Source organism: Priestia sp. SRI_019, assembly GCF_057586255.1.
Map to the genome: position 1 here is coordinate 462,432 of NZ_JBYCZN010000001.1, position 21,967 is coordinate 484,398.

21 protein-coding genes are annotated in these 21,967 nt (G+C 39.7%); 18 read left to right on the forward strand and 3 right to left on the reverse strand.

Annotation, left to right across the window (positions count from 1 at the left end; translation table 11 throughout):
* The first annotated feature begins 264 nt into the window (after positions 1-264).
* The 5 genes from AC2YJL_RS02375 (at position 265) to AC2YJL_RS02395 (ending at position 4,206) form a co-directional block, all read left to right on the forward strand.
* Positions 265-1,068 carry a transporter substrate-binding domain-containing protein gene (locus AC2YJL_RS02375; protein WP_372586388.1) on the forward strand — a complete coding sequence of 268 codons (804 nt, stop codon included), beginning with the start codon at positions 265-267 and terminating at the stop codon, positions 1,066-1,068.
* Positions 1,069-1,099: 31 nt separating this feature from the next.
* Positions 1,100-1,759 carry an amino acid ABC transporter permease gene (locus AC2YJL_RS02380; RefSeq protein ID WP_013059114.1) on the forward strand — a complete coding sequence of 220 codons (660 nt, stop codon included), beginning with the start codon at positions 1,100-1,102 and terminating at the stop codon, positions 1,757-1,759.
* Positions 1,752-2,474 (forward strand): amino acid ABC transporter ATP-binding protein, encoded by a 723-nt coding sequence (locus tag AC2YJL_RS02385; protein WP_230933566.1) that lies wholly within the window; start codon positions 1,752-1,754, stop codon positions 2,472-2,474. The genes AC2YJL_RS02380 and AC2YJL_RS02385 overlap by 8 nt, the downstream gene beginning before the upstream one ends.
* Before the next feature lie 160 nt (positions 2,475-2,634).
* Entirely contained in the window at positions 2,635-3,585 is a 951-nt protein-coding gene (locus tag AC2YJL_RS02390; protein ID WP_013059112.1) for an aromatic acid exporter family protein, read from the forward strand.
* Positions 3,586-3,681: 96 nt separating this feature from the next.
* On the forward strand, positions 3,682-4,206 hold the full coding sequence (locus AC2YJL_RS02395) for a L,D-transpeptidase (protein WP_251568802.1): 525 nt from the start codon (positions 3,682-3,684) through the stop codon (positions 4,204-4,206).
* A 75-nt stretch (positions 4,207-4,281) separates the two neighbouring features.
* Here the strand turns inward: AC2YJL_RS02395 and prli42 are convergent, their stop codons facing one another.
* Positions 4,282-4,377 carry a stressosome-associated protein Prli42 gene (gene prli42 / locus AC2YJL_RS02400; RefSeq protein ID WP_149917156.1) on the reverse strand — a complete coding sequence of 32 codons (96 nt, stop codon included), beginning with the start codon at positions 4,375-4,377 and terminating at the stop codon, positions 4,282-4,284.
* 148 nt (positions 4,378-4,525) lie between these two features.
* Between prli42 and mce the strand changes: the two genes are divergently transcribed.
* From mce to rnz, 12 genes are all read left to right on the forward strand, one after another.
* Positions 4,526-4,951 (forward strand): methylmalonyl-CoA epimerase, encoded by a 426-nt coding sequence (gene mce / locus AC2YJL_RS02405; RefSeq protein ID WP_028411573.1) that lies wholly within the window; start codon positions 4,526-4,528, stop codon positions 4,949-4,951.
* Positions 4,944-6,494, forward strand: coding sequence for an acyl-CoA carboxylase subunit beta (locus tag AC2YJL_RS02410; protein ID WP_251568801.1), 1,551 nt, complete (start codon positions 4,944-4,946; stop codon positions 6,492-6,494). The genes mce and AC2YJL_RS02410 overlap by 8 nt, the downstream gene beginning before the upstream one ends.
* A gap of 25 nt (positions 6,495-6,519) precedes the next feature.
* Positions 6,520-7,638: a tripeptidase T gene (locus tag AC2YJL_RS02415; protein WP_050688173.1), complete on the forward strand. Its 1,119-nt coding sequence runs from the start codon at positions 6,520-6,522 to the stop codon at positions 7,636-7,638.
* A 225-nt stretch (positions 7,639-7,863) separates the two neighbouring features.
* Positions 7,864-9,225 (forward strand): NAD(P)-dependent oxidoreductase, encoded by a 1,362-nt coding sequence (locus AC2YJL_RS02420; RefSeq protein WP_230933563.1) that lies wholly within the window; start codon positions 7,864-7,866, stop codon positions 9,223-9,225.
* A gap of 21 nt (positions 9,226-9,246) precedes the next feature.
* Positions 9,247-10,527, forward strand: a complete 1,281-nt coding sequence (preA, locus tag AC2YJL_RS02425; protein WP_164796470.1) for an NAD-dependent dihydropyrimidine dehydrogenase subunit PreA — start codon at positions 9,247-9,249, stop codon at positions 10,525-10,527.
* A 19-nt stretch (positions 10,528-10,546) separates the two neighbouring features.
* On the forward strand, positions 10,547-11,965 hold the full coding sequence (hydA, locus tag AC2YJL_RS02430; protein WP_251568800.1) for a dihydropyrimidinase: 1,419 nt from the start codon (positions 10,547-10,549) through the stop codon (positions 11,963-11,965).
* Positions 11,966-11,998: 33 nt separating this feature from the next.
* Positions 11,999-12,211: a hypothetical protein gene (locus AC2YJL_RS02435; RefSeq protein WP_013084958.1), complete on the forward strand. Its 213-nt coding sequence runs from the start codon at positions 11,999-12,001 to the stop codon at positions 12,209-12,211.
* Positions 12,212-12,605: 394 nt separating this feature from the next.
* Positions 12,606-12,797, forward strand: coding sequence for a hypothetical protein (locus AC2YJL_RS02440; protein WP_098249282.1), 192 nt, complete (start codon positions 12,606-12,608; stop codon positions 12,795-12,797).
* A gap of 139 nt (positions 12,798-12,936) precedes the next feature.
* Positions 12,937-14,568 carry a PucR family transcriptional regulator gene (locus AC2YJL_RS02445; protein WP_195695923.1) on the forward strand — a complete coding sequence of 544 codons (1,632 nt, stop codon included), beginning with the start codon at positions 12,937-12,939 and terminating at the stop codon, positions 14,566-14,568.
* Positions 14,569-14,775: 207 nt separating this feature from the next.
* The gene (locus AC2YJL_RS02450; RefSeq protein WP_195695924.1) at positions 14,776-16,245 is read left to right on the forward strand and encodes a CoA-acylating methylmalonate-semialdehyde dehydrogenase; all 1,470 of its coding nucleotides are present in this window, start codon (positions 14,776-14,778) and stop codon (positions 16,243-16,245) included.
* A 93-nt stretch (positions 16,246-16,338) separates the two neighbouring features.
* Positions 16,339-17,697, forward strand: coding sequence for an aspartate aminotransferase family protein (locus AC2YJL_RS02455; protein ID WP_195695925.1), 1,359 nt, complete (start codon positions 16,339-16,341; stop codon positions 17,695-17,697).
* A gap of 68 nt (positions 17,698-17,765) precedes the next feature.
* On the forward strand, positions 17,766-18,695 hold the full coding sequence (gene rnz / locus AC2YJL_RS02460; RefSeq protein WP_195695926.1) for a ribonuclease Z: 930 nt from the start codon (positions 17,766-17,768) through the stop codon (positions 18,693-18,695).
* A 28-nt stretch (positions 18,696-18,723) separates the two neighbouring features.
* Here rnz and namA read toward each other — a convergent pair whose 3' ends face one another.
* Positions 18,724-19,740 (reverse strand): NADPH dehydrogenase NamA, encoded by a 1,017-nt coding sequence (namA, locus tag AC2YJL_RS02465; protein ID WP_230933560.1) that lies wholly within the window; start codon positions 19,738-19,740, stop codon positions 18,724-18,726.
* Positions 19,741-19,876: 136 nt separating this feature from the next.
* Entirely contained in the window at positions 19,877-20,725 is an 849-nt protein-coding gene (gene proI / locus AC2YJL_RS02470; protein ID WP_251568797.1) for a pyrroline-5-carboxylate reductase ProI, read from the reverse strand.
* A gap of 268 nt (positions 20,726-20,993) precedes the next feature.
* Here proI and AC2YJL_RS02475 point away from each other — a divergent pair, with 268 nt between their 5' ends.
* The gene (locus AC2YJL_RS02475) at positions 20,994-21,950 is read left to right on the forward strand and encodes an MBL fold metallo-hydrolase (RefSeq protein WP_016765515.1); all 957 of its coding nucleotides are present in this window, start codon (positions 20,994-20,996) and stop codon (positions 21,948-21,950) included.
* Positions 21,951-21,967 lie beyond the last annotated feature (17 nt).

Consider the following 21,967-nt stretch of genomic DNA (forward strand, 5'->3'; position numbering starts at 1 on the left):
ACGGCTTCTTTTTTTATGCGTTTTTTTACCTATCTGTATGCAGGCCTTCTAACGAGTGGAAAATGTTGAGAAAAGGTATTTTCAAATAGTGAAACTTATATTTAAAAAAGATATTGCATATTTATAATGTTGTGTTAAAATACATTTATATGAATATATATTTAAATTTCGACATTTACTTGCAATAGTAAAAAACTTATTTCATAATATTATTAATTTTTAAAAAATAATGTAAGGAATAAACTAGGGGGAACGAAGATGAAATTGAAGAAGTGGTTATCGGTAACGGCAATTGGTCTTTTAACAGCAGGCGTTTTAGCTGCATGCGGAGCAGGAGATGGAACGTCTAATGGCGGAGCAAGCAGCGACGACAAAGATAAAAAAGTACTAGTAATGGGAACATCAGCAGATTACCCACCATTTGAATATATTGATACGGCAAAAGGTGATAGTGAAGCAATCGGATTTGACGTAGATTTAGCAAAAGCAATCGGTAAAAAGTTAGGGTATGACGTACAGGTGAAGGATATGGAATTTGGCGGATTAATTCCAGCTTTACAATCTAATAAAGTCGATTTAGTTTTAGCTGGTATGACGCCAACTGAAAAGCGTAAAAAGAACGTGGACTTCTCGGACGTATACTATGAAGCAAAAAACATGATTGTATCGAAGAAAGATGCGCCAATTAAAAATGCAGAAGAACTAAAAGGAAAAACAGTCGGTGTACAAACTTCTTCTATTCAAGCAGACGAAGCAAAAGAAATTGCAAAAGAAGTTGACGGAGTAAATGTAACAACGCGTGACCGTATTCCAGAACTAATTCAAGAAATGAAATCAAATCGTATCGATGCAGCGATTATTGAAGATACAGTAGCTAAAGGGTATGTGAACAAAGACAAAAGCTTGCAAATGTCTGATACCGGACGTCCAGATTCAAGTAAAGGATCAGCAATCGCATTTCCTAAAGACAGCAAGCTAACGAATGACTTTAACCGTGAATTAAAGAAAATGAAAGAAAACGGTGAATTAGATAAATTAATCGTTAAGTGGTTTGACGACCAAAAATAAGAATGATAGTTAGAGAGGAATGGAACTAGGCATGAATTTGGATTTTTCGCAAATCGTGCCTTCTATGCCTTATATTTTAAAAGGGATAGGGGTAACGATACAGATAGTCCTAGCTTCAGCAATTTTAGGGTTTGTGCTGGGAGTTATTTTATCTTTATGTAAAATCAGCCGCAATAAACCTCTTCAATGGTTTGCGGATGCATATACGTCCGTGTTTCGCGGAACACCGCTAGTACTGCAATTATTATTAATATACTTTGGATTACCTCAGCTGCTCGGGTTTGATATTGCCCCGTTTCCAGCAGCCGTTGCTGCGTTCGGGCTAAACTCTGCAGCATATATATCTGAAATTATTCGCGCTGGTATTTTAGCTGTTGACAAAGGACAGCGTGAAGCGGCATTAGCGTTAGGAATTCCTTATCGCCGCATGATGGGACAAATTATTTTGCCACAGGCACTTAAAAATATTTTACCTGCTTTAATGAATGAGTTCATTACATTAACAAAGGAATCAGCTATCGTTACAGTTATTGGAGCACTCGACATTATGCGCCGTGCTTACATTGTAGGGGGAGAAAAGTTCGCCTACCTTGAACCGTTAATTTTTGCAGGGTTGATTTATTATGTAATGGTAATGGGCTTAACGCTCCTTGGTAAAGCAGTCGAGAGGAGAATGAGAAAAGGTGATTAACGTTGAAAATTTACACAAATCATTTGGTAAAAATGAAGTTTTAAAAGGTATTTCAACTAAGATTAAAGAAAAAGAAGTCGTGGCTGTTATTGGCCCTTCTGGTTCTGGTAAATCTACTTTTTTACGCTGTATGAACCTGCTTGAAGAACCGACGAGCGGAGTCGTTTCAATTAACGGTCAAGTGATTACAGATAAAAAAACAAACATTATGCGTGTGCGTGAAAACGTAGGAATGGTATTTCAGCATTTTCACTTGTTTCCACATATGACAGTGCTTGAAAATTTGACGTATGCTCCGATGACGGTAAAAGGCGTGTCAAGAGAAACGGCTGTTGCTAAAGGCAAAGAATTACTCCAAAAAGTGGGGCTAGCTCAAAAAGCCAACGAGTTTCCAAGTCGCTTATCGGGCGGTCAAAAGCAGCGTGTAGCTATTGCCAGAGCACTGGCAATGGAACCGAAAGTGATGCTGTTTGACGAACCAACCTCAGCATTGGATCCAGAGATGGTAAAAGAAGTACTCGACGTAATGAAGTCGCTAACAGAAACAGGAATGACGATGGTCATTGTAACGCATGAAATGGGATTTGCACGAGAAGTAGCGGATCGCGTGCTGTTTTTAGACGGCGGTGTGCTTGTTGAAGATGCGCCTCCGGCTGAATTTTTCTCAGCGCCTAAAAGCAAGCGTGCTAAAGATTTCTTAGAAAAGATTTTATAATAAAAAAAGTGCAGGAAGAGTACGATCTTTTCTGCACTTTTTTTATTGGAATTTATACGGTACAGCAGGGTTTAAGGTTGTGTTATTTTTCTATTCATGTTAATAAAGAATAGAGTATTTTATCACACTAAAAAGAAACCAACATGTAGGAGTCTAGAAAATGAAATTTAAAATTGGGTACCGGACAATTAAAACAGCCGTCGGTACATCACTGGCTATTATTATAGCTCAGTTCTTTCACCTCGAGTTTTTTGTATCAGCTGGAATTATCACCATTTTGTGCATTCAAAATTCAAAGAAAAAATCGTTGCGAAGTGCAAGCGATCGTTTTATTGCTTGTTCTTTGTCCATTCTGTTTTCGTTTATATTCTTTGAAGGGATTGCTTATCATCCACTTGTTATAGGACTGATGCTGCTTTTGTTTATCCCGGTTACGGTTATATTCAAAGTTAATGCAGGCATTGTTACAAGCTCCGTTATTTTGCTTCATATTTACTCCAAAGGCAATATGACATGGGGAATCGTCTTTAATGAACTTGGCTTAATTGTAATTGGGATAGGTGTTGCCCTGCTTGTGAATTTATACATGCCAAGTTTAGATCAAGAGCTTCGCACGTATCAGCAAGAAATTGAAGAGAATTTCCGGTCGATGTTAAAAGAAATTGCCCTGTATCTCAGAACCAATGACAGCAGTTGGGACGGTAAGGAAATTGCAGATACGGTAAAAATTTTAGAAAAAGCAAAAAGCCTTGCGTTTCGTGATGTAGAAAATCATTTTGTGCGTGGGGAAAACTATTATTACCGCTATTTTAAAATTCGTGAAAAACAGCTTGAAATTATTGAGCGAACGCTTCCTCTCATTACCGCTATTGATTTGGTGGTAGAACAGCGCTACATGATTGCCGATTTCATTGAAGAATTAAGTCTATCCATCCACCCCGGTAATACAGCAAAATTATTTTTAGCCAAACTTCAGCATTTACGAGAAGCGTTTGCAGAGATGCCACTTCCAAAAACGCGGGAAGAGTTTGAAGCGCGTGCCGATTTACTGCACGTAGTCAAAGAAATTGAACAATATTTAGTTATTAAACAAACCTTAAAAATAAGTTAAACAGCATGCATGTTGTTTATCTTGCTTACGAACACTAAATAAGACAAGAGATATCTCTCTCGTCTTATTTAGGACTAACGTAAGGTGGTGGATTACGTGCATGTGTTTGCTTTTATCCTTTTACTACTATCTCCGGTTTGGCCATTAGGAGAAAATCCGTTGCCAAATGATCCTTATATTATTATTAATAAACAAAGCAATGAGCTTGCTTATATTCAAAATAAAGAAATTAAACAAATTATTAAAGTAGCAACGGGGAAAACAGTTAATCTGACGCCCGAAGGGGAGTTCACCGTAACAATAAAAGCTGTTAATCCTTATTATCGGAGAAGTAATATCGAAGGAGGCGCTCCTCAAAATCCTCTAGGTGTAAGGTGGATTGGGTTTGATGCAAGAGAGACTGACGGACGTATTTATGGCATTCACGGTACAAATCAGCCGGATTCCATCGGTAAATATGTATCGAATGGCTGCATTCGCGTAGAAAATCGTGAAGTAAGCCATTTATATGACCAAGTCCCGTTAGGTACAAAAGTATGGATTGTATCTACAGATCAATCTTTTGAAGAGTTAGCCGCTCAAAAAGGCATTGTGAATATACAGCAAAAGACTGGTGACTAGTCACCAGTCTTTTTTATATGTTTGCACTGCACACAGAAACAGCAGTGCAGCTATGTTTTTAGTCATCGGTTCCGATTAAAACCACATGGCAAGTCCAGCTAAAAGCGTAGATATTAACATGACAAGAAGCATTAAAAACACAATGGTTTTTTGGATTTTCTTATTAGACATACAACCAAAGTCCTCCTACACGTTTTTTTCTTATTTTACATGTCTTCCGCTGCTTAGACAAGCAACTTTCTGTAGATACGCGAGCAGGAGATTTCTTTTGTTTTCAAGAATATGTGTAAATGAAAACGCTTTTTTAAGAGGTGAGAAAGTGATAAAAGGAATTGATCACATAGGAATAGCTGTAAAATCAATTGAAGGCAGCCTCCCGTTTTATGAAAAGGTATTAGGACTGTCTCTATTAAAAGTAGAAGAAGTAGAAGAACAAGGAGTAAAAGTTGCTTTTATTCAGTGCGGCAACGTAAAAATTGAATTATTAGAGCCGCTCTTTGAAGACAGTGCGGTCGGCGCGTTTATCAAAAAGAGAGGTGAAGGTCTTCATCATGTTGCTTTAGGTGTGCGCACGATTGAAGAACGGATTAACGAGTTAAAGGAGAAGGGTGTACAAATGATTGACGATGTTCCGCGAAAAGGCGCAGGGGAAGCATCCATTGCTTTTTTGCATCCAAAGTCAGCAAACGGTGTTCTTTATGAGCTCTGTGAAAAAACACTAGAGGAGGAGAAGAAACATGGTTGACATTTATGATAAATTAAATGAATTGTACGATAAGCGCCGAAAGATCGAGTTAGGCGGTGGAGACGAAAAAATTGAAAAACAGCACCATAAAGGAAAACTAACGGCACGCGAACGAATTGAAATTCTTTTGGATGAACATACATTTGTCGAATTAAATCCGTTTATTGAACATCGGTGTGCGGATTTCAGTATGAATAATCAAGTAGGACCAGGAGACGGGGTAGTAACAGGTTACGGCAAGGTAAACGGTCGCTCAGTCTACTTGTTTTCGCAAGATTTTACAGTATTCGGAGGTGCGTTAGGTGAAATGCATGCTAAAAAAATTGCGCACGTAATGGACTTAGCGGCTAAAACAGGCGTGCCGTTTATTGGCTTAAATGATTCAGGCGGAGCTCGTATTCAAGAGGGCGTCATGTCTCTTGATGGATACGGTCATATTTTTTATCGAAATGCCATTTATTCGGGTGTCATGCCTCAAATATCTGTTATTATGGGTCCTTGTGCAGGCGGAGCCGTGTATTCACCGGCGATTACAGACTTTGTTTTTATGGTAGAAGAAACAAGTCAAATGTTCATTACAGGACCAAAAGTAATTGAAACGGTAACGGGAGAAAGCATTTCCTCTGAAAATCTTGGAGGAGCAGCTGTTCATAACGAAATTAGCGGTAATGCCCATTTTAGAGGTGCAACAGAACAAGAGGTGCTAGAACAAGTACGAACGCTCTTAAGCTATCTTCCTCAGTCTAGCCAAGAGCAGCCTCCTTTAGCTTCAAAGGCAGAGTGTGATCATTATCGTCCGGATTTATTAGACGTTGTCCCGTTTGATGCCGTGCGCCCTTACGATGTGCGTCAAGTCATTCACCAAGTAGTGGACGAGCACTCATTTTTTGAAGTGCAAAAAGACTTTGCAAGAAATATTGTCATTGGTTTTGCCCGCATAGATGGAAAAGTTGTCGGACTTGTGTGTAACCAGCCTAAAGTAATGGCAGGCAGTTTAGATATTAACTCCTCAGATAAAGCAGCAAGGTTTATTCGATTTTGCGATTCATTTAATATCCCACTTATTACATTTGAAGATGTTACAGGTTTCTTCCCAGGTATCAAGCAGGAACATGGCGGAATTATACGTCATGGTGCTAAAATTTTATATGCATACTCCGAAGCTACCGTTCCGAAAATCACGGTGATTTTGCGAAAGGCATACGGCGGTGCATACGTAGCTTTAAATAGTAAATCGATTGGAGCGGACCTTGTGTATTCGTGGCCGAATGCAGAAATCGCTGTTATGGGTCCTCAAGGTGCTGCAAATATTATCTTTGCAAACGACATTCGAGGTAGCGAAAACCCAGATGAAACAAGACACGAAAAAATTGAACAGTATCGCGAGAAATTTGCTAATCCTTACGTAGCGGCAAGCGCTGGAATGGTTGATGATGTTATTGATCCTAGGGAAACGCGAATAAAATTAATACAAGCACTTGAAATGTTGCACAATAAAAAGGAAGAGCGTCCAGCAAAGAAACATGGTAACATACCATTGTAGGTTATTTTTGGAGGGATTACATATTATGATTAATGAACAACGAATCGTTGATTTATTTATTGAATTAGTACAAGTAGACTCAGAAACAAAGCATGAAGAAAAAATTGCTGTTGTACTAAAAGAAAAATTTACCGCATTAGGCGTCGAAGTAGTAGAAGATGATGCTAAAGAAAAAACGGGCCACGGAGCTAACAACTTAATCTGCACACTGCCAGCTACAAAAGAAGGCGTAGACACAATCTACTTTACTTCTCATATGGATACAGTCGTACCTGGAAACGGTATTAAACCATCTATTGAAGATGGGTATATTAAAAGTGACGGCACGACAATTCTTGGAGCGGATGATAAAGCAGGCTTAGCAGCAATGCTAGAAGCCATCACCGTATTAAAAGAAGAAAACATCGCGCACGGCAAAATTGAATTTATTATTACAGTAGGAGAAGAATCTGGCTTAGTGGGCGCTAAAGCTCTTGATTCTAGTCTTGTAACGGCAAAATTCGGCTATGCTTTAGATAGCGATGGCAAAGTGGGAGACATTATTGTTGCTGCGCCGACGCAAGCAAAAGTGAATGCAACAATTTATGGAAAAACAGCTCATGCAGGTGTAGCTCCTGAACGAGGTGTTTCTGCTATTACGATTGCTTCAAGAGCCATTTCTAAAATGCCGCTTGGACGTATTGATGAAGAGACTACAGCGAATATTGGACGTTTTGAAGGTGGAACGCAAACGAATATCGTGTGTGACCGCGTCGATATTTTAGCAGAAGCTCGTTCATTAATTCCGGAAAAAATGGAAGCACAAGTAGCGAAAATGAAAGAAGCGTTTGAAACAGCTGCACAAGAAATGGGCGGACGTGCAGAAGTTGATATTAAAGTGATGTATCCAGGCTTTAAATTCGGTGAGGGAGATCATGTTGTCGAAGTTGCTAAAAAAGCCGTGGCTAATATCGATCGTCCTTCACGCCTGCTTCAAAGCGGAGGCGGAAGCGATGCAAATGTAATCGCAGGCTTTGATATTCCAACAGTAAATTTAGCAGTTGGTTATGAAGACATTCATACAACAAATGAAAAAATTCCGGTAGAAGAACTGGTGAAGACATCTGAACTAGTAGTGTCGATTATTAAAGAAGTAGCAAAATAATAGTTGCAGCCTTGCTTTTATATAAAAGCAAGGCTTTTTACATAGTGAATAGTAAATAGTCTGAATTTTTTAACATAATGTATAATGAAGAAAAGACGGTCGTTTTGTACAATAAAGTTAGTAATACATTTTACCAAAGTAGAAGTTGAAAATAACGTATATAAAAAATATGTAAGCGCTTTCAATTTGAGCTTTATCAACAGATATCCTTGGGAGGTTGATGCAATGCGGTCACAGGAAAGTTTGCAGTCCATCATTCAAAACTTTAATGAAGTAGAAAAAGGGTTGTCAAATAGAGAAGCAGTCGAAGAATCTAATCGATGTTTGTACTGTTATGATGCACCCTGTATTCAGGCATGCCCTACAGGAATTGACATCCCGACGTTTATTAAAAAAATTGCATCGGGCAATTTAAAAGGGTCTGCCGAAACGATTATGTCTTCTAATCCCGTAGGAGCAAGCTGTTCGAGAGTCTGTCCGACTGATGAACTATGCGAAGGAGCGTGCGTGCTTAATCATTCAACCAAACCAATTATGATTGGAGATTTGCAGCGCTACGCAACGGATTGGGCTATTCAAAATGAACAGGTGCTGTTTGAAAAAGGAAAAGCAAACGGCAAAAAGGTAGCAATTGTTGGCGGAGGTCCGGCTGGTCTCTCTGCAGCAAGAGAACTGGCGCGATTTGGGTATGACGTAACCATTTTTGAAGCGGAAAAACAAGCAGGAGGGTTAAATACATATGGAATCGTGTCGTTTCGTCTTCCTCAAGCGATTTCATTCTGGGAAGTTGAACAAGTAAAAAGCTTAGATGTGAAAATTAAAACAAACGTAAGAATTGGAGAAGATATTCTTCCAAGCGAATTGCTGCAGTCGTATGATGCTGTTGTATTAGCTATTGGTATGAGCAAGGTGCCTTCTCTACATGTTGAAGGTGAAGAGCTAGACGGTGTGTATGACGCGATTGATTTTGTGAAAAAAACGAAGTCAGAAGCGTTATCAACAGAATTTGTGGGTAAGCGTGTTGCTGTCATTGGTGCGGGAAATACTGCGATTGATGGTGCTACGTGTTCCGTGCGCTTGGGGGCTGAAAATGTTCAAATTTTATACCGTCGTACACGAGAAGAAATGACGGCTTATGATTTTGAATTTGAATTTGCAAAACAAGATGGTGTGGAATTCCGCTGGTTAACGGCTCCTATACGAATTATTGGAGATGAAAATGGTAAGGTGAGCGGAATTGAATGTGTAAAAATGACCCTAACAGATCCAGATGCAGACGGCCGAAGAAAGCCTGTTCCTATTGAAGGTTCAACGTTTACCATTCCAGTCGATGCTGTTGTTAAAGCAATTGGTCAAGAACGGTACCTGTCTTTAATTCAACAATTTCAGCTGCATCATGAAGACGGAGTTGTCTTAATTAATCAAGAGACGTTTCAAACATCCAATCCAAAAGTATTTGCTTGCGGAGACGTTATTTTTGGTAAAGGGCAAGGAGAAGCAATGGTTGTGACCGCTGCTCAGCAAGGAAAACAAACGGCGTTAAATATTCATATGCAGTTAACAAAAGAAACAATGGAAACAGCTTAAAATCAGGAGGAGGAGAAATCTATGGCAGATTTAACAACAAATTTAGCAGGTATTCAATCACCAAATCCGTTTTGGCTGGCATCCGCACCGCCAACCAATTCAGGTTATCAAGTGCAGCGTGCATTTGAAGCAGGATGGGGAGGCGCAGTTTGGAAAACGCTTGGTGATCCGATTTTAAATGTTTCCTCTCGATTTGCTGCCGTTGGCTTCAACGGTCAGCGCGTAGCCGGCTTTAATAATATTGAGTTAATCACCGATCGTCCGCTTGAAGTTAATTTGAAGGAAATCTATGAAACGAAAAAGAAGTTTCCTAACCACGCAATTATTGCTTCTCTTATGGTAGAGCCTCAGCAAGAAAAATGGCATGAGATTGTCAAAAAAGTAGAAGACGTAGGAGTGGATGGATTAGAGCTGAACTTTGGCTGTCCGCATGGAATGGCAGAACGAGGGATGGGTGCTGCCTCTGGGCAAGTCCCTGATTTGGTTGAAAAACAAACGTATTGGGCTAAAGAAGTTGCCCAAACGCCGGTTATTGTTAAATTAACCCCAAATATCACAGATATCACCGTTACAGCAGAAGCAGCGGTTCGAGGCGGTGCTGACGCTGTGAGCATGATTAACACTATTAATAGTTTAGCAGGAGTAGACATTCATTCATGGAATACGATTCCACACGTAGCAGGAAAAGGCGCTCACGGAGGTTATTGCGGCCCGGCTGTTAAGCCGATTGCATTAAACATGGTTGCTGAATGTGCAAGAAGTCCGTTTATTAACGTTCCAATATCAGGTATGGGAGGCGTTTCGAACTGGCAGGAAGCCGTCGAATTTATGCTCATGGGTGCTACAGGTGTGCAAGTATGTACAGCGGCTATGCATCACGGGTTCCGCATTGTAGAGGATATGATTCAAGGTCTCAATTATTATTTGGATGAAAGAGGAATCGAAAAAGTAAGTGATATTGTAGGGAAAGCCGTTTCAAAATATTCCGACTGGGGCAACTTAGATCTCAATTATAAAGTAGTGGCTCGCATCGATCCGGATACGTGTATTAACTGCAACAAGTGTCATATTTCTTGTGAAGATACTTCTCACCAATGTATTGATATGCTGAAAGATCCTTCAGGGAAATCTTATTTAAAAGTACGAGAAGAAGATTGTGTAGGCTGTAATTTATGTTCGATTGTATGTCCGGTGGACGGGGCTATATCCATGGTTGAATTACCAAATGAACAGCCTCCAATGACGTGGAATGAACGCCAAGCTGTTTTACAAGCGACGGCTGCACAGCGATTAGACGTATAAAGACAAAGGGGATGAAGAAATGAAGAAAATCGTTAAAAATGGTGTGGTAGTCACAGCAACAGATACGTATAAAGCCGATATTTTAATTGAAAATGGAGTTATTTCGGCAATTGGCTCGGCATTTGAAGAGCAGGGCTGTGAAGTGATTGATGCAAAAGGCAACTATGTATTTCCGGGAGGGATCGATCCTCATACTCATTTAGATATGCCATTTGGAGGCACCGTTACAAAAGATGACTTTGAAACAGGTACAAGAGCAGCAGCTTTTGGAGGTACGACAACTGTTATTGATTTTTGCTTAACCAATAAAGGCGAACCGCTGCAAAAAGCGATCGGCACATGGCATGAAAAATCAAAAGGGAAAGCGGCTATCGATTATAGCTTTCATCTAATGATTGGCGAAATCACGGAAGATGTATTAAATGAACTTCCTACAATTATTGAAAAAGAAGGAATTACTTCTTTTAAAGTATTCATGGCCTATAAAAATGTTTTTCAAGCAGACGATGCTACCCTTTATCAAACGCTAGTGCAAGCTAAAAAACTAGGGGCGCTTGTGATGGTACATGCTGAAAATGGAGATGTTATTGAGTATTTAACGGCAAAAGCACTAGAACAAGGACAAACCGATCCTATCTATCATGCACTGACTCGCCCTCCAGAAATAGAAGGAGAAGCTACGGGAAGAGCCGCGGTGCTAACGGAACTGGCTGACTCACAGCTCTATGTTGTTCACGTGTCGTGCGCTGAAGCGGTTAAAAAGATTGCTGAAGCAAGGGAAAAAGGCGTAAATATCTGGGGTGAAACGTGTCCGCAGTATTTGACGCTTGACCAAACCTATTTAGAGAAACCGAATTTTGAAGGAGCAAAATACGTATGGTCACCGCCTTTACGTGAAAAATGGAACCAAGATGTTTTGTGGAATGCTTTGCGTAATGGCGACTTGCAAACGATTGGATCTGATCAGTGTTCATTTGATTTTAACGGTCAAAAAGATCTGGGGAAAGGAGATTTTACGAAGATTCCAAACGGAGGACCTATTATCGAGGATCGCATGAGTATTTTATTTTCAGAAGGAGTAGTGAAGAAACGAATTAATATCAATCAGTTTGTTGATATAACATCAACAAAAATTGCTAAGCTGTTCGGACTGTACCCGAAAAAAGGAACAATAGCGGTTGGCGCAGACGCGGATCTGCTTATATTTGATCCATCTGTTGAACGTACGATTTCAGCAAACACGCATCATATGGCAGTCGATTATAGCGCATTTGAGGGAATGAAAGTCACAGGTGAGCCGGTTTCAGTACTTTGCCGCGGGGCATTTGTCGTAAAAGATAAGCAGTTTGTCGGTCAAAAAGGCTACGGACAATTTACAAAACGAGCAAAGTTTAATGAGTTAAACACGGCTAACGAAGCTGAAAAATTAATGTTATAAAAACAGATGCAAAAATAGATCGGAGGCAGGGAAATGTCAAGTTACCATGAATATATGGCAGAGCGAGAAAAGATTGATTTTTTGCTGCAAAAAGGATTCAAAATAACGGCCGTAACAGAGAATCTAAGCGGGGCGTTTGTGACGTTTGAACGCACCGAAAATAACCAAACCGAACAAGAAACACTTCATATATTGACGGCGGATGCTAGAAAATATTTTTCATCCGTACTGATTCAACAAGTATAAAAATGGAGGCTAGGACAAAATTATTTTAGCTGAAGGAAGATCCGAACGATGAATCGTTCGGATTTTTTATTGGTAGAGTGAACGTAGATTTCATATATATAAGCGCTTTCAGATGTTGATTGGAGTAATTTAATTATGTTTCAATCTCTTTATTTGTTTACTAATACCTATAAGTTTTTTACTATATTGGCTGACAAAAGTGATCCGTTTGTGTGTTTTTTTCGTTTTGGATGTGAAACAAAATAACTAGATATTATCCATTCACTGTATTACAGTTGTTACATTTCGTTTACATCGAAAGAGAAAAGGTTTAGTTATCTAGTAAATTGTAGTAAATATTAGAGTAGAACGTTTTCAAACTAAATCTATTAAATACGAAAAGGGTGTGACACGGATGGATCAAGCTATGCAGTGTATGACACAGGAAGAAACAAAAATTATTGATAAATTAAAAATGGAAATGTTAAATGCAGTGTCACTACAAGATTTGCGGTTTTATAAAAAAGAAATTCACCGAATTAAAGAACAAGCGGTTAAACGCCACGGTTTTTTTAATAAATTACAGCAAACAGCTCAGAAGCTGTAACGATCCATTATCGTTACGGCTTTTTTCGTTTCTTTTATTAAATATTTTATTTCTTCTAAATATTTAATATAATGTAAGAAGATATAGCTTTTGTTCTACACATATGCGAAATACGCGTTAATGATCCAGGAGACATGATGTGAAATTCGCTAGGGGCGGTGTTGACTTGAAATCATATTTAACAGTAACAGAGATTTTAACAAGGAAACATTTTGTAAACTGTGAAGTAATAGCTGGAGAGAAAGGGCTTACTAATTCTGTGAAGTGGGTGCACGTGATGGAAGTGACGCGCATCAATGAGCTGCTAAAAGGAAACGAGCTCATTTTATCAACAGGGGTAGGCTGGGGAGAAGATTCTCAATCTTGTTTATCATTTCTTCGGCAATTAATTTCTTGTAAGGCATCAGGACTGTGTATTGAACTTGGCACTTATACTTCTAAGATTCCGCAAATTGTCATCGATAAAGCGAACGAATGTGATTTTCCGATTATTTTATTTCACGAGGAAGTTCCGTTCGTTGAAATTACGCAAGATGTTCACTCGCTTTTAATTAATCAGCACTATCAAATGATTTCCGACTTAGAACAGTATTCTCATAGGCTAAATCAGCTGCTGTTAACAGTTAATGATCCGGCCCTCATCTTACAGTGTTTATATGAATCTACGGGGCTTCTTGTCGGCCTTAAAGTTTCAAATGAATTACTTACCTTTGCTCCGGAGATGGACTTGCTCAAACAGCAGCTTCTACTTCATTATATAAGCAGGGAAAATGGAAGTCCGCATTTTACTGAGCAGCCTATTCATTTATTAGGACAAGATTATGCTCAGCTGTATGTCGCTTCTATAAATGAAGCATTAACAGAACTTGAAGTGCTCACCGTTGACCGAACGGCGACTGCACTTGCTCAGCATTTTTTGAAGGACCTGTATGTCGAAGAGAAAAAAAGAGTAGATGAAACCGAATGGATGACGAAATGGATGAACGGAGAGTTAACTCTTGAACAAATAAAAGACTCTATGCACGAAGTGTGTTCAGATTCTCCTATCCGCGGAGGTGTCGTTGTTTGCTGTAAGTGGCAAAGGCGGGAGAAGTTTGATCGAACGTATTTTAAGCTGATCTTGCGAAGCATTTTTGAACAAGAAGGCTTTCACTTATTAGTCTCCGAGCGAAATCGCGAAGTATTATTTATTCTTTTGAACAAACGAATGGTTAGCACGTGGAGAGAGAGACTAGAAAACAGCCTTCATCGCTGGATGAATCAATATGAATCGGATGAAAATTCAAAGAGGAACGCCATTAGCTTTATCGGAATTGGCCAATACTGTGAACAGCTTGACTGCATGCATAAAAGCTATGAAACGGCTAAAGAAACGATTTCGATTCAAGAAATGCTGCAAAAACAAACCATTATTCATTTTTATGATGATTTGCATATGTACCGGATTATTTCGCTTTTACATCAGCATGAAGACTTACAGGAAGTGGTGTTTGAATATCTGCAGCCCGTTATTACATATGATGAAACGTATAATGCAAAACTCATGGAAACATTAAAAATTTATTTAGCATGCAACGGATCTAAACAAGAGACGGCTAAGCGTTTATACATTGTCCGGCAAACGCTGTATCACCGTATTGAAAAATTAGAAAAGCTGTTGGGTGAAGACTTTATGGAGCCGGAAAAACGACTGGCAATCGAGTTTATGATCATGGCATATGAATATTTGTTTATGATGAAAAAGTCGCGTGCGGAATTTATAAACGGATAAGTAAGCAGCTGGAAACAGCTGTTTTTTTATGTTGAGGAGGATTTTACTATATGTTCATTTTAGTTCATGCTTTCTCCTAGTTCACTGCGCAAAATGTGAAACGAGAATCTAGAGTTGTTTCACATTTTGTCTAATGCAACCACCATTTATTTATTCAATAATAAAGGTAGATTTGTCATTTCTTATTTTTTGAGGAGGCCAAGCGATATGTCAGTTGTGAATAATGATACGCAAGTTTTAAAAAATTACGTGGGCGGAAAATGGGTTGATACGGGAGGGGGAAAATTTGGAGAGGTAATTAATCCATCGACGGGCGAAGTCATTGCAAAAGTACCGCTTTCTACAAAAGAAGACGTAGCCAATGCGGTGGAAACAGCTCAAAAAACATTTGAAACATGGCGTAACGTTCCTGCTCCAAAACGAGCAAGATTAATGTTTGCGTTTCAGCATTTACTCGTTAAGCATCATGAAGAGTTAGCTAAATTAGTTGTACAAGAAAACGGCAAGGCTTTCAAAGAAGCTTACGGTGAAGTACAGCGCGGTATTGAATGCGTGGAGTTTGCCGCGGGTGCTCCTACTTTATTAATGGGAGAATCATTAAATAACATAGCGGAAGAAATCGATTCTGAGATGTTCCGTTTTCCACTGGGTGTCGTTGGCGGCATCACACCTTTTAACTTTCCGATGATGGTACCGCTTTGGATGTTTCCTCTCGCCATTGTATGTGGAAATGCGTTTGTATTAAAACCGTCTGAGCGAACGCCGCTTTTAGCAACGCGACTTGCTGAACTTTTTACAGAAGCAGGAGCACCGGATGGATTATTAAATATTGTGCACGGGGCACACGATGTCGTGAACGGATTAATAGAGCATGAAAAAGTTAAAGCGATTTCATTCGTCGGATCGCAGCCGGTAGCAAAATATGTTTATGAACAAGCTGCTGCTCAAGGGAAACGAGTTCAGGCTTTATCTGGAGCTAAAAATCACCATGTTGTGATGCCAGACTGCGATATGGATAAAGCGGTATCACATATTATCAGCTCGGCTTATGGAAGTGCCGGCCAGCGCTGCATGGCGTGCAGCGCCGTGATCGTGGTTGGTGAAAAAGGCGATGAATTCGTCGCAAAATTAAAACAAAAAGCAGATGAATTAATTATGGGAAGCGGATTTGATGATGAAGTGCTTCTAACGCCTGTGATTCGAAAAGAGCACCGTGATAAGGTGCTGGATTATATTGAACTTGGCATGAAAGAAGGAGCGGAACTCATTCGTGACGGACGTAAAGAAATGGATGAGCATACGGAAGGCAACTTCTTAGGGGCAACAATTTTTGACCGCGTAACTCCTGATATGACCATTGCTAAAGAAGAAATTTTTGCACCTGTACTCAGCTTGCTTCGCGCTGACACATTAGATGAAGCACTTCGCTATATGGAAAAATCCCGTTTTGGAAATGGAGCAACGATTTATACAAAAGATGCAAAAGCGGTGCGTCAATTTAGAGAAGAAGCAGATGCGGGTATGCTCGGTATTAACGTAGGAGTACCTGCTACAATGGCTTTCTTCCCATTCTCCGGTTGGAAAGACTCTTTTTACGGAGATTTGCATGTCAACGGCAAAGACGGTTTGAACTTCTTTACACGTAAAAAGATGGTTACATCACGCTTTGACTTTTAACATATAGATGAATATAGCAAGTGGCTTCGGCATTTTGTCGAAGTCTTTTCATACAGAAAAAAATACCGCGCTAGCGATTTGGGAGTGGATAAGATGGTACAGGTCAGTCAAAATGAAAAAGATCTGCGTGCAAAAGATGAGCAGTATGTATGGCATGGAATGAAACCATACAGTCCGGATGCAACAATGGTTGCTACAAAAGCAAAAGGTGCTTGGATTACAGATGAACAAGGAAATCGTTATTTAGATGCAATGGCAGGGCTTTGGTGTGTAAATACCGGGTATGGACGGGATGAGTTAGCGCTCGCAGCCTATGAGCAGCTAAAAGAACTGGCTTATTTTCCACTCACTCAATCGCACGTACCTGCTATCAAACTGGCAGAGAAGCTAAATGAAATGCTAGGTGATGACTATGTTATCTTCTTTTCAAATAGCGGATCTGAAGCAAATGAAACGGCTTTTAAAATTGTGCGTCAGTACCATCAGCAAAAAGGAGAGCATTCTCGCTACAAATTTATTTCGCGTTACCGAGGGTATCACGGAAATTCAATGGGCGCACTAGCAGCAACCGGTCAAGCTCAGCGTAAATATAAATATGAACCGCTTGCCCCTGGCTTTATTCACGTTGCCCCGCCTGATTCGTACCGAGGGCAAGATGACTACGATGCACCGAAAGAAAATCTTCAATCTGTAAAAGATATTGACAACGTTATGACGTGGGAGCTAAGTGAAACGATTGCCGCTGTTATTATGGAGCCAATTATTACAGGAGGAGGAATTCTTTTACCGCCTCAAAATTATATGAAAGGCGTAAAAGAAACGTGTGAAAAACACGGTGCACTTTTAATTGCAGATGAAGTTATTTGCGGCTTTGGACGTACAGGAGAAGCCTTTGGTTTTATGAATTACGATGTAAAACCAGATATCATTACCATGGCAAAAGGAATTACAAGCGCATATCTTCCGCTCTCTGCAACTGCTGTTAAAAAAGAAATTTATGAAGCGTTCAAAGATAGCGATCAGTACGAGTATTTTCGCCATGTTAATACATTTGGAGGAAGCCCGGCTGCGTGTGCACTGGCATTAAAGAATTTAGAAATTATGGAAAGAGAAAATCTTTTTGACCGTTCTAAACAGCTCGGAGCTTACGTATTAAGTGAGCTAAAGCCGCTTATCGATAGCCACCCATACGTTGGAGACGTAAGGGGTAAAGGGCTTTTAATTGGAATTGAACTTGTAGCTGATAAACAAACGAAGGAACCGTTAGACGTTAATCTTGTAAATGAAGTGATTGCTAAATGCAAAAGCAAAGGAGTGATTATTGGGAAAAATGGAGCAACGGTGGCCGGCTATAATAATGTTCTCACGCTCTCACCGCCGCTTAACATTGAGGAAAGTGATATTGAGCTGTTATTAGCTACTATTACGTATGCGCTTGACAGCATCAAATAGGTAAGTTTGCAAAAAGCCTGTATAATATACTTACAGGCTTTTTGTGCGTGTGAAGGAGGAAGTAGAAAATGGAATTGTTATTTTTAGGGACGGGTGCAGGAGTACCGGCGAAACAGCGGAATGTTTCATCTCTTGCGCTCGAACTTTTGCAAGAAAGAGGGGCGGTGTGGCTTTTTGATTGTGGAGAAGCAACGCAGCATCAAATTTTACATACAACCGTTAAACCGAGGCGGATTGAGAAAATTTTTATTACGCACCTTCACGGTGATCATATTTACGGATTGCCTGGACTCCTTGGAAGCCGTTCCTTTCAAGGTGGAGAATCGCAGCTTACTGTATACGGGCCAAAAGGAATTAAAGAATTTATTGAAGTCACGCTGGCTGTAAGTCAAACTCATCTGCAATATCCTCTAGAGGTTGTTGAAATAGAAGAGGACAGTGAAAGTGGAACGATTTTTGAAGATGAAACTTTTTCAGTGGAGTTTGGCAAGCTTGAACATGGCATTTTATCTTATGGATATCGAGTTGTCGAAAAAGATTTGCCAGGATCACTGGATGTTCAGCGTTTAAAAGAGATGAATATTCCCCCGGGGCCTCATTATCAGCAGTTAAAAGAAGGGAAAGAAGTAGTATTAAAAGATGGGCGTATAATCAATGGTCAAGAATTTGTAGGAGAGCCTAAAAAAGGGAAGGTCATCACGGTTTTAGGAGATACAAGAAAGTGCATGCAAAGTGTTCAGCTTGCTATGGATGCGAATGTATTAGTCCATGAAGCTACTTTTTCAGCGGGAGACGAGGAGCTTGCTTACAACTATTTTCATTCTACTGCAAAAGAAGCTGCTGAAATTGCTAAAACAGCATCGGCCGAGCATCTTATTTTATCTCATATTAGTTCGCGTTACCAAGGAGACGCAGTCAGCCAGCTAGCAGAAGGAGCAAAAGAAATTTTTCCGAATACCGACATAGCAGAAGACTTGAAGCGGTTTACGATTTCATAAAAAAAGACGAGGATATCCTCGTCTTTTTTTACCATCCGCGTTCGTACTGAACGGGTGCTGAAATTGTTTCATTTAGCTCTTTTGCCGCCGTGCGCGGGAAGTATGGATCGCGCAGAAGTTCGCGCGCAACAAAAATTAAATCAGCGCGTTCGCTTTGTAAAATCTCTTCTGCTTGTCGTCCAGTTGTAATTAGCCCAACAGCGCCTGTATCAATATTAGCTTGCTGCTTGATTTTATCTGCAAACGGCACTTGATAGCCAGGGTATACGTTGATTGGAGCGTGTACCAGAGCACCGGAACTAACGTCAATTAAGTCGACGCCTTGTTCTTTCATCCATTTTGCAAATACAACGTGATCATCGACTGTTAATCCGCCTTCTGTATAGTCAGAAGCAGAAACACGGACAAATAAAGGGCCGTCCCACTCTGTTTTCACAGCTTCAATAATTTCCTTTAAGAAACGATAGCGGTTTTCAGCGCTGCCGCCATATTCGTCGCTGCGCTTATTGCTTAGCGGCGATAGAAATTGATGTACTAAATAACCGTGTGCCGCATGAAGTTCGATAATATCAAATCCAGCTTCTTTTGAACGTCGAGCGCTTTCTTTAAAGGCAGAAATCGTTTCATGAATTTGTTCTGTGGTCATTTCCACAGGTTTTTTACTTTTATCATCAAAAGCAATAGCGGAAGGAGCATAAATATCGCCTTCAACAGTTGCTTTACGTCCTGCGTGTGCAAGTTGAATAGCTGTTTTTGCACCGTTTTCTTTTAGCTGTGTCACAAGTTTCGTTAATCCATCTTTTTGCTCATCATTCCAAATTCCCAAGTCTTGAGCTGAAATACGACCTTGTGGCACGACAGCTGAGGCTTCAACCATAATGAGACCTACTTGTCCAAACGCACGAGTTGTGTAGTGAACCATATGAAAGTCAGTTATTACGCCGTCTTCCTTTTCGCATGAATACATGCACATTGGTGACATTACAATTCGGTTTTTTAATGTTACATCTTTCACTGTATAAGGTGAAAATAGTTTTGTTGTCATTCGGTTTAACCTCCAATTATTTCGATACTCTAAACAAAAGTTATTATATCACCGCATTGAATTTTCTTTCACATAATCTGCTTATCCATTTTTAATCATAAAAAACCTCTTTCTTTTTTTAGAAAGAGGTGAACCTTTACGAACGTTTACTCGAGATTTTTTCGTCAATCGTATCTCCTAAATATTTGGAGCGAATTGTAGCTTGTTCAATACACTGCATCAGGGCTTCTTGGAAGTTATGAGAAATAAGCTGTTCGATTCCTGCTTCTGTTGTGCCGCCCGGACTCATCACTTCTTTTCGAAGTACGGCTGGCGTTTTAGGTGACTGTTTTAGCATTTCTGCAGCACCGATAAGAGTTTGAAGAATTAGTTCATTTGACACTGACGTATCCAAGCCTTGTTTTTCAGCTGCTTTTTCCATTGCTTCTACTAGATAGTAAACATACGCTGGGCCGCTTCCAGATAGTCCTGTTACAGCGTGAAGCTGCTCTTCCTCTACAGTTGTAACCGTACCAATCGTTTCAAATAAAGCAGTAGTAACGTTCATATGCTCTGCTGTAGCAAACTTGCCGGGTGCAATGGCTGTAGCCGATAATCCAATAGAGGCCGATGTATTTGGCATAGCTCTTACAACCGCTACTTCTTGGTCAAACAAGTTTACAATTGTGGCAGTCGATACACCTGCTAAAACAGAGAGAACGAGGTGGTGCGGACGAATATAAGACTTAATCGTATCGATGCTTTCCGCTACGTCTTTTGGTTTAATAGCAAGCACGACGATATCGCTTTTTTCGATTAACAAGGCATGATTACGCGTAATGTTAATTTCATAGGCGTTTCGAAGTTCGTGAAGTCTTTTATCGTTGCTATGATTTGTTACGGTGATTTGATTGGGGCGAAGCTTTTTATCTGACAGCAGCCCTGAGATCATAGCTTCAGCCATTGATCCAGCTCCAATAAAGGCGATGTTTAGATCCGTTTTCATTAAAAGTTCCTCCAGTCATTTGCTATCCAATGAAAACAGATACTGAGATTTCAGTATCTGTTAAAGGTTTGTGTTTGTGTATCTCTTCTTTATAAAATGCATAGTTATCTAAAGATATGAATAAAACTTCACTATATTTCTGTCATTATGCAATGAAAAAGAGAAGGATGTCAATGTAATTTTCAGAAAACGAATGCAATTGTATAAATAACAGGAAAAATCGTGTAAACTTAAAAGAAAATGCGATGGTAAAGGAGCAAAAATACAGATGAATGAGCAATTATATAAAATTGTGCTGCCTACTCCTTTTGCGGTAGGAGATGTGAATGTTTTTGTTATAAAAGGTCAGACCGTTACGCTAATCGATGCTGGTATTAAAACGGAGGCGGCGTGGTCTGTATTTAAAGAAAAGCTTAATGAAATAGGATTAAAACCAGATGATATTAAGCAAGTTGTCCTAACTCATCACCATCCTGATCACGTAGGAATGCTTGATTTTTTTGATAAAGATATCGCCATAGTCGGTCATGCGAAAAATCAGCCTTGGATCTCCCAAAATCCAGATTTTTTTGAGTGGTACGATGCGTTTTTTGAAGACCACTTTATGAAAGCCGGCGTAGATGAAAGGTTTCGCCCTTATTTAAAACGTTTAAAAGCATCAATGAAGTATTCATGTCACCGTTCTCTTACAACTTCTGTGCAGGAAGGAGACTACATTCCGGGCCTAGAGAGTTGGAAAGTACTTGAAGTACCCGGTCATGCTCAAAGCCATATTGCATTATACAATGAAAGAACAGCGGTTATGATTGGAGGAGATTTACTGTTAAAGCATATTTCATCTAATCCGCTTATTGAACCTCCTATGAAACCAAGCGGCGAGCGACCTAAAACGCTTCTTCAATATAATCATTCATTAAGACGTCTGCTTGACTTAGAGATAAACTGTATTTATACAGGTCATGGAGATGAAGTGTTACATGTTCGCGAACTTGTACAAGAGAGGTTACAAAAGCAGAGCGACCGAGCGGATAAAGTGCTTAGCATGATAAAAGAACGCCCTCAAACAGCGTTTGATATTTGTAAACAGCTATTTCCTACTATTTATGAAAAAGAACTAGGGCTAACTCTTTCTGAAACAATTGGTCAGCTCGATTTTTTAGAAGATGCAAATAAAATCAGTACACATGAAAAAGAAAGTACGCTTATTTATTCTGTGTGCTCTTAACTTATGAAAAAGGTGTG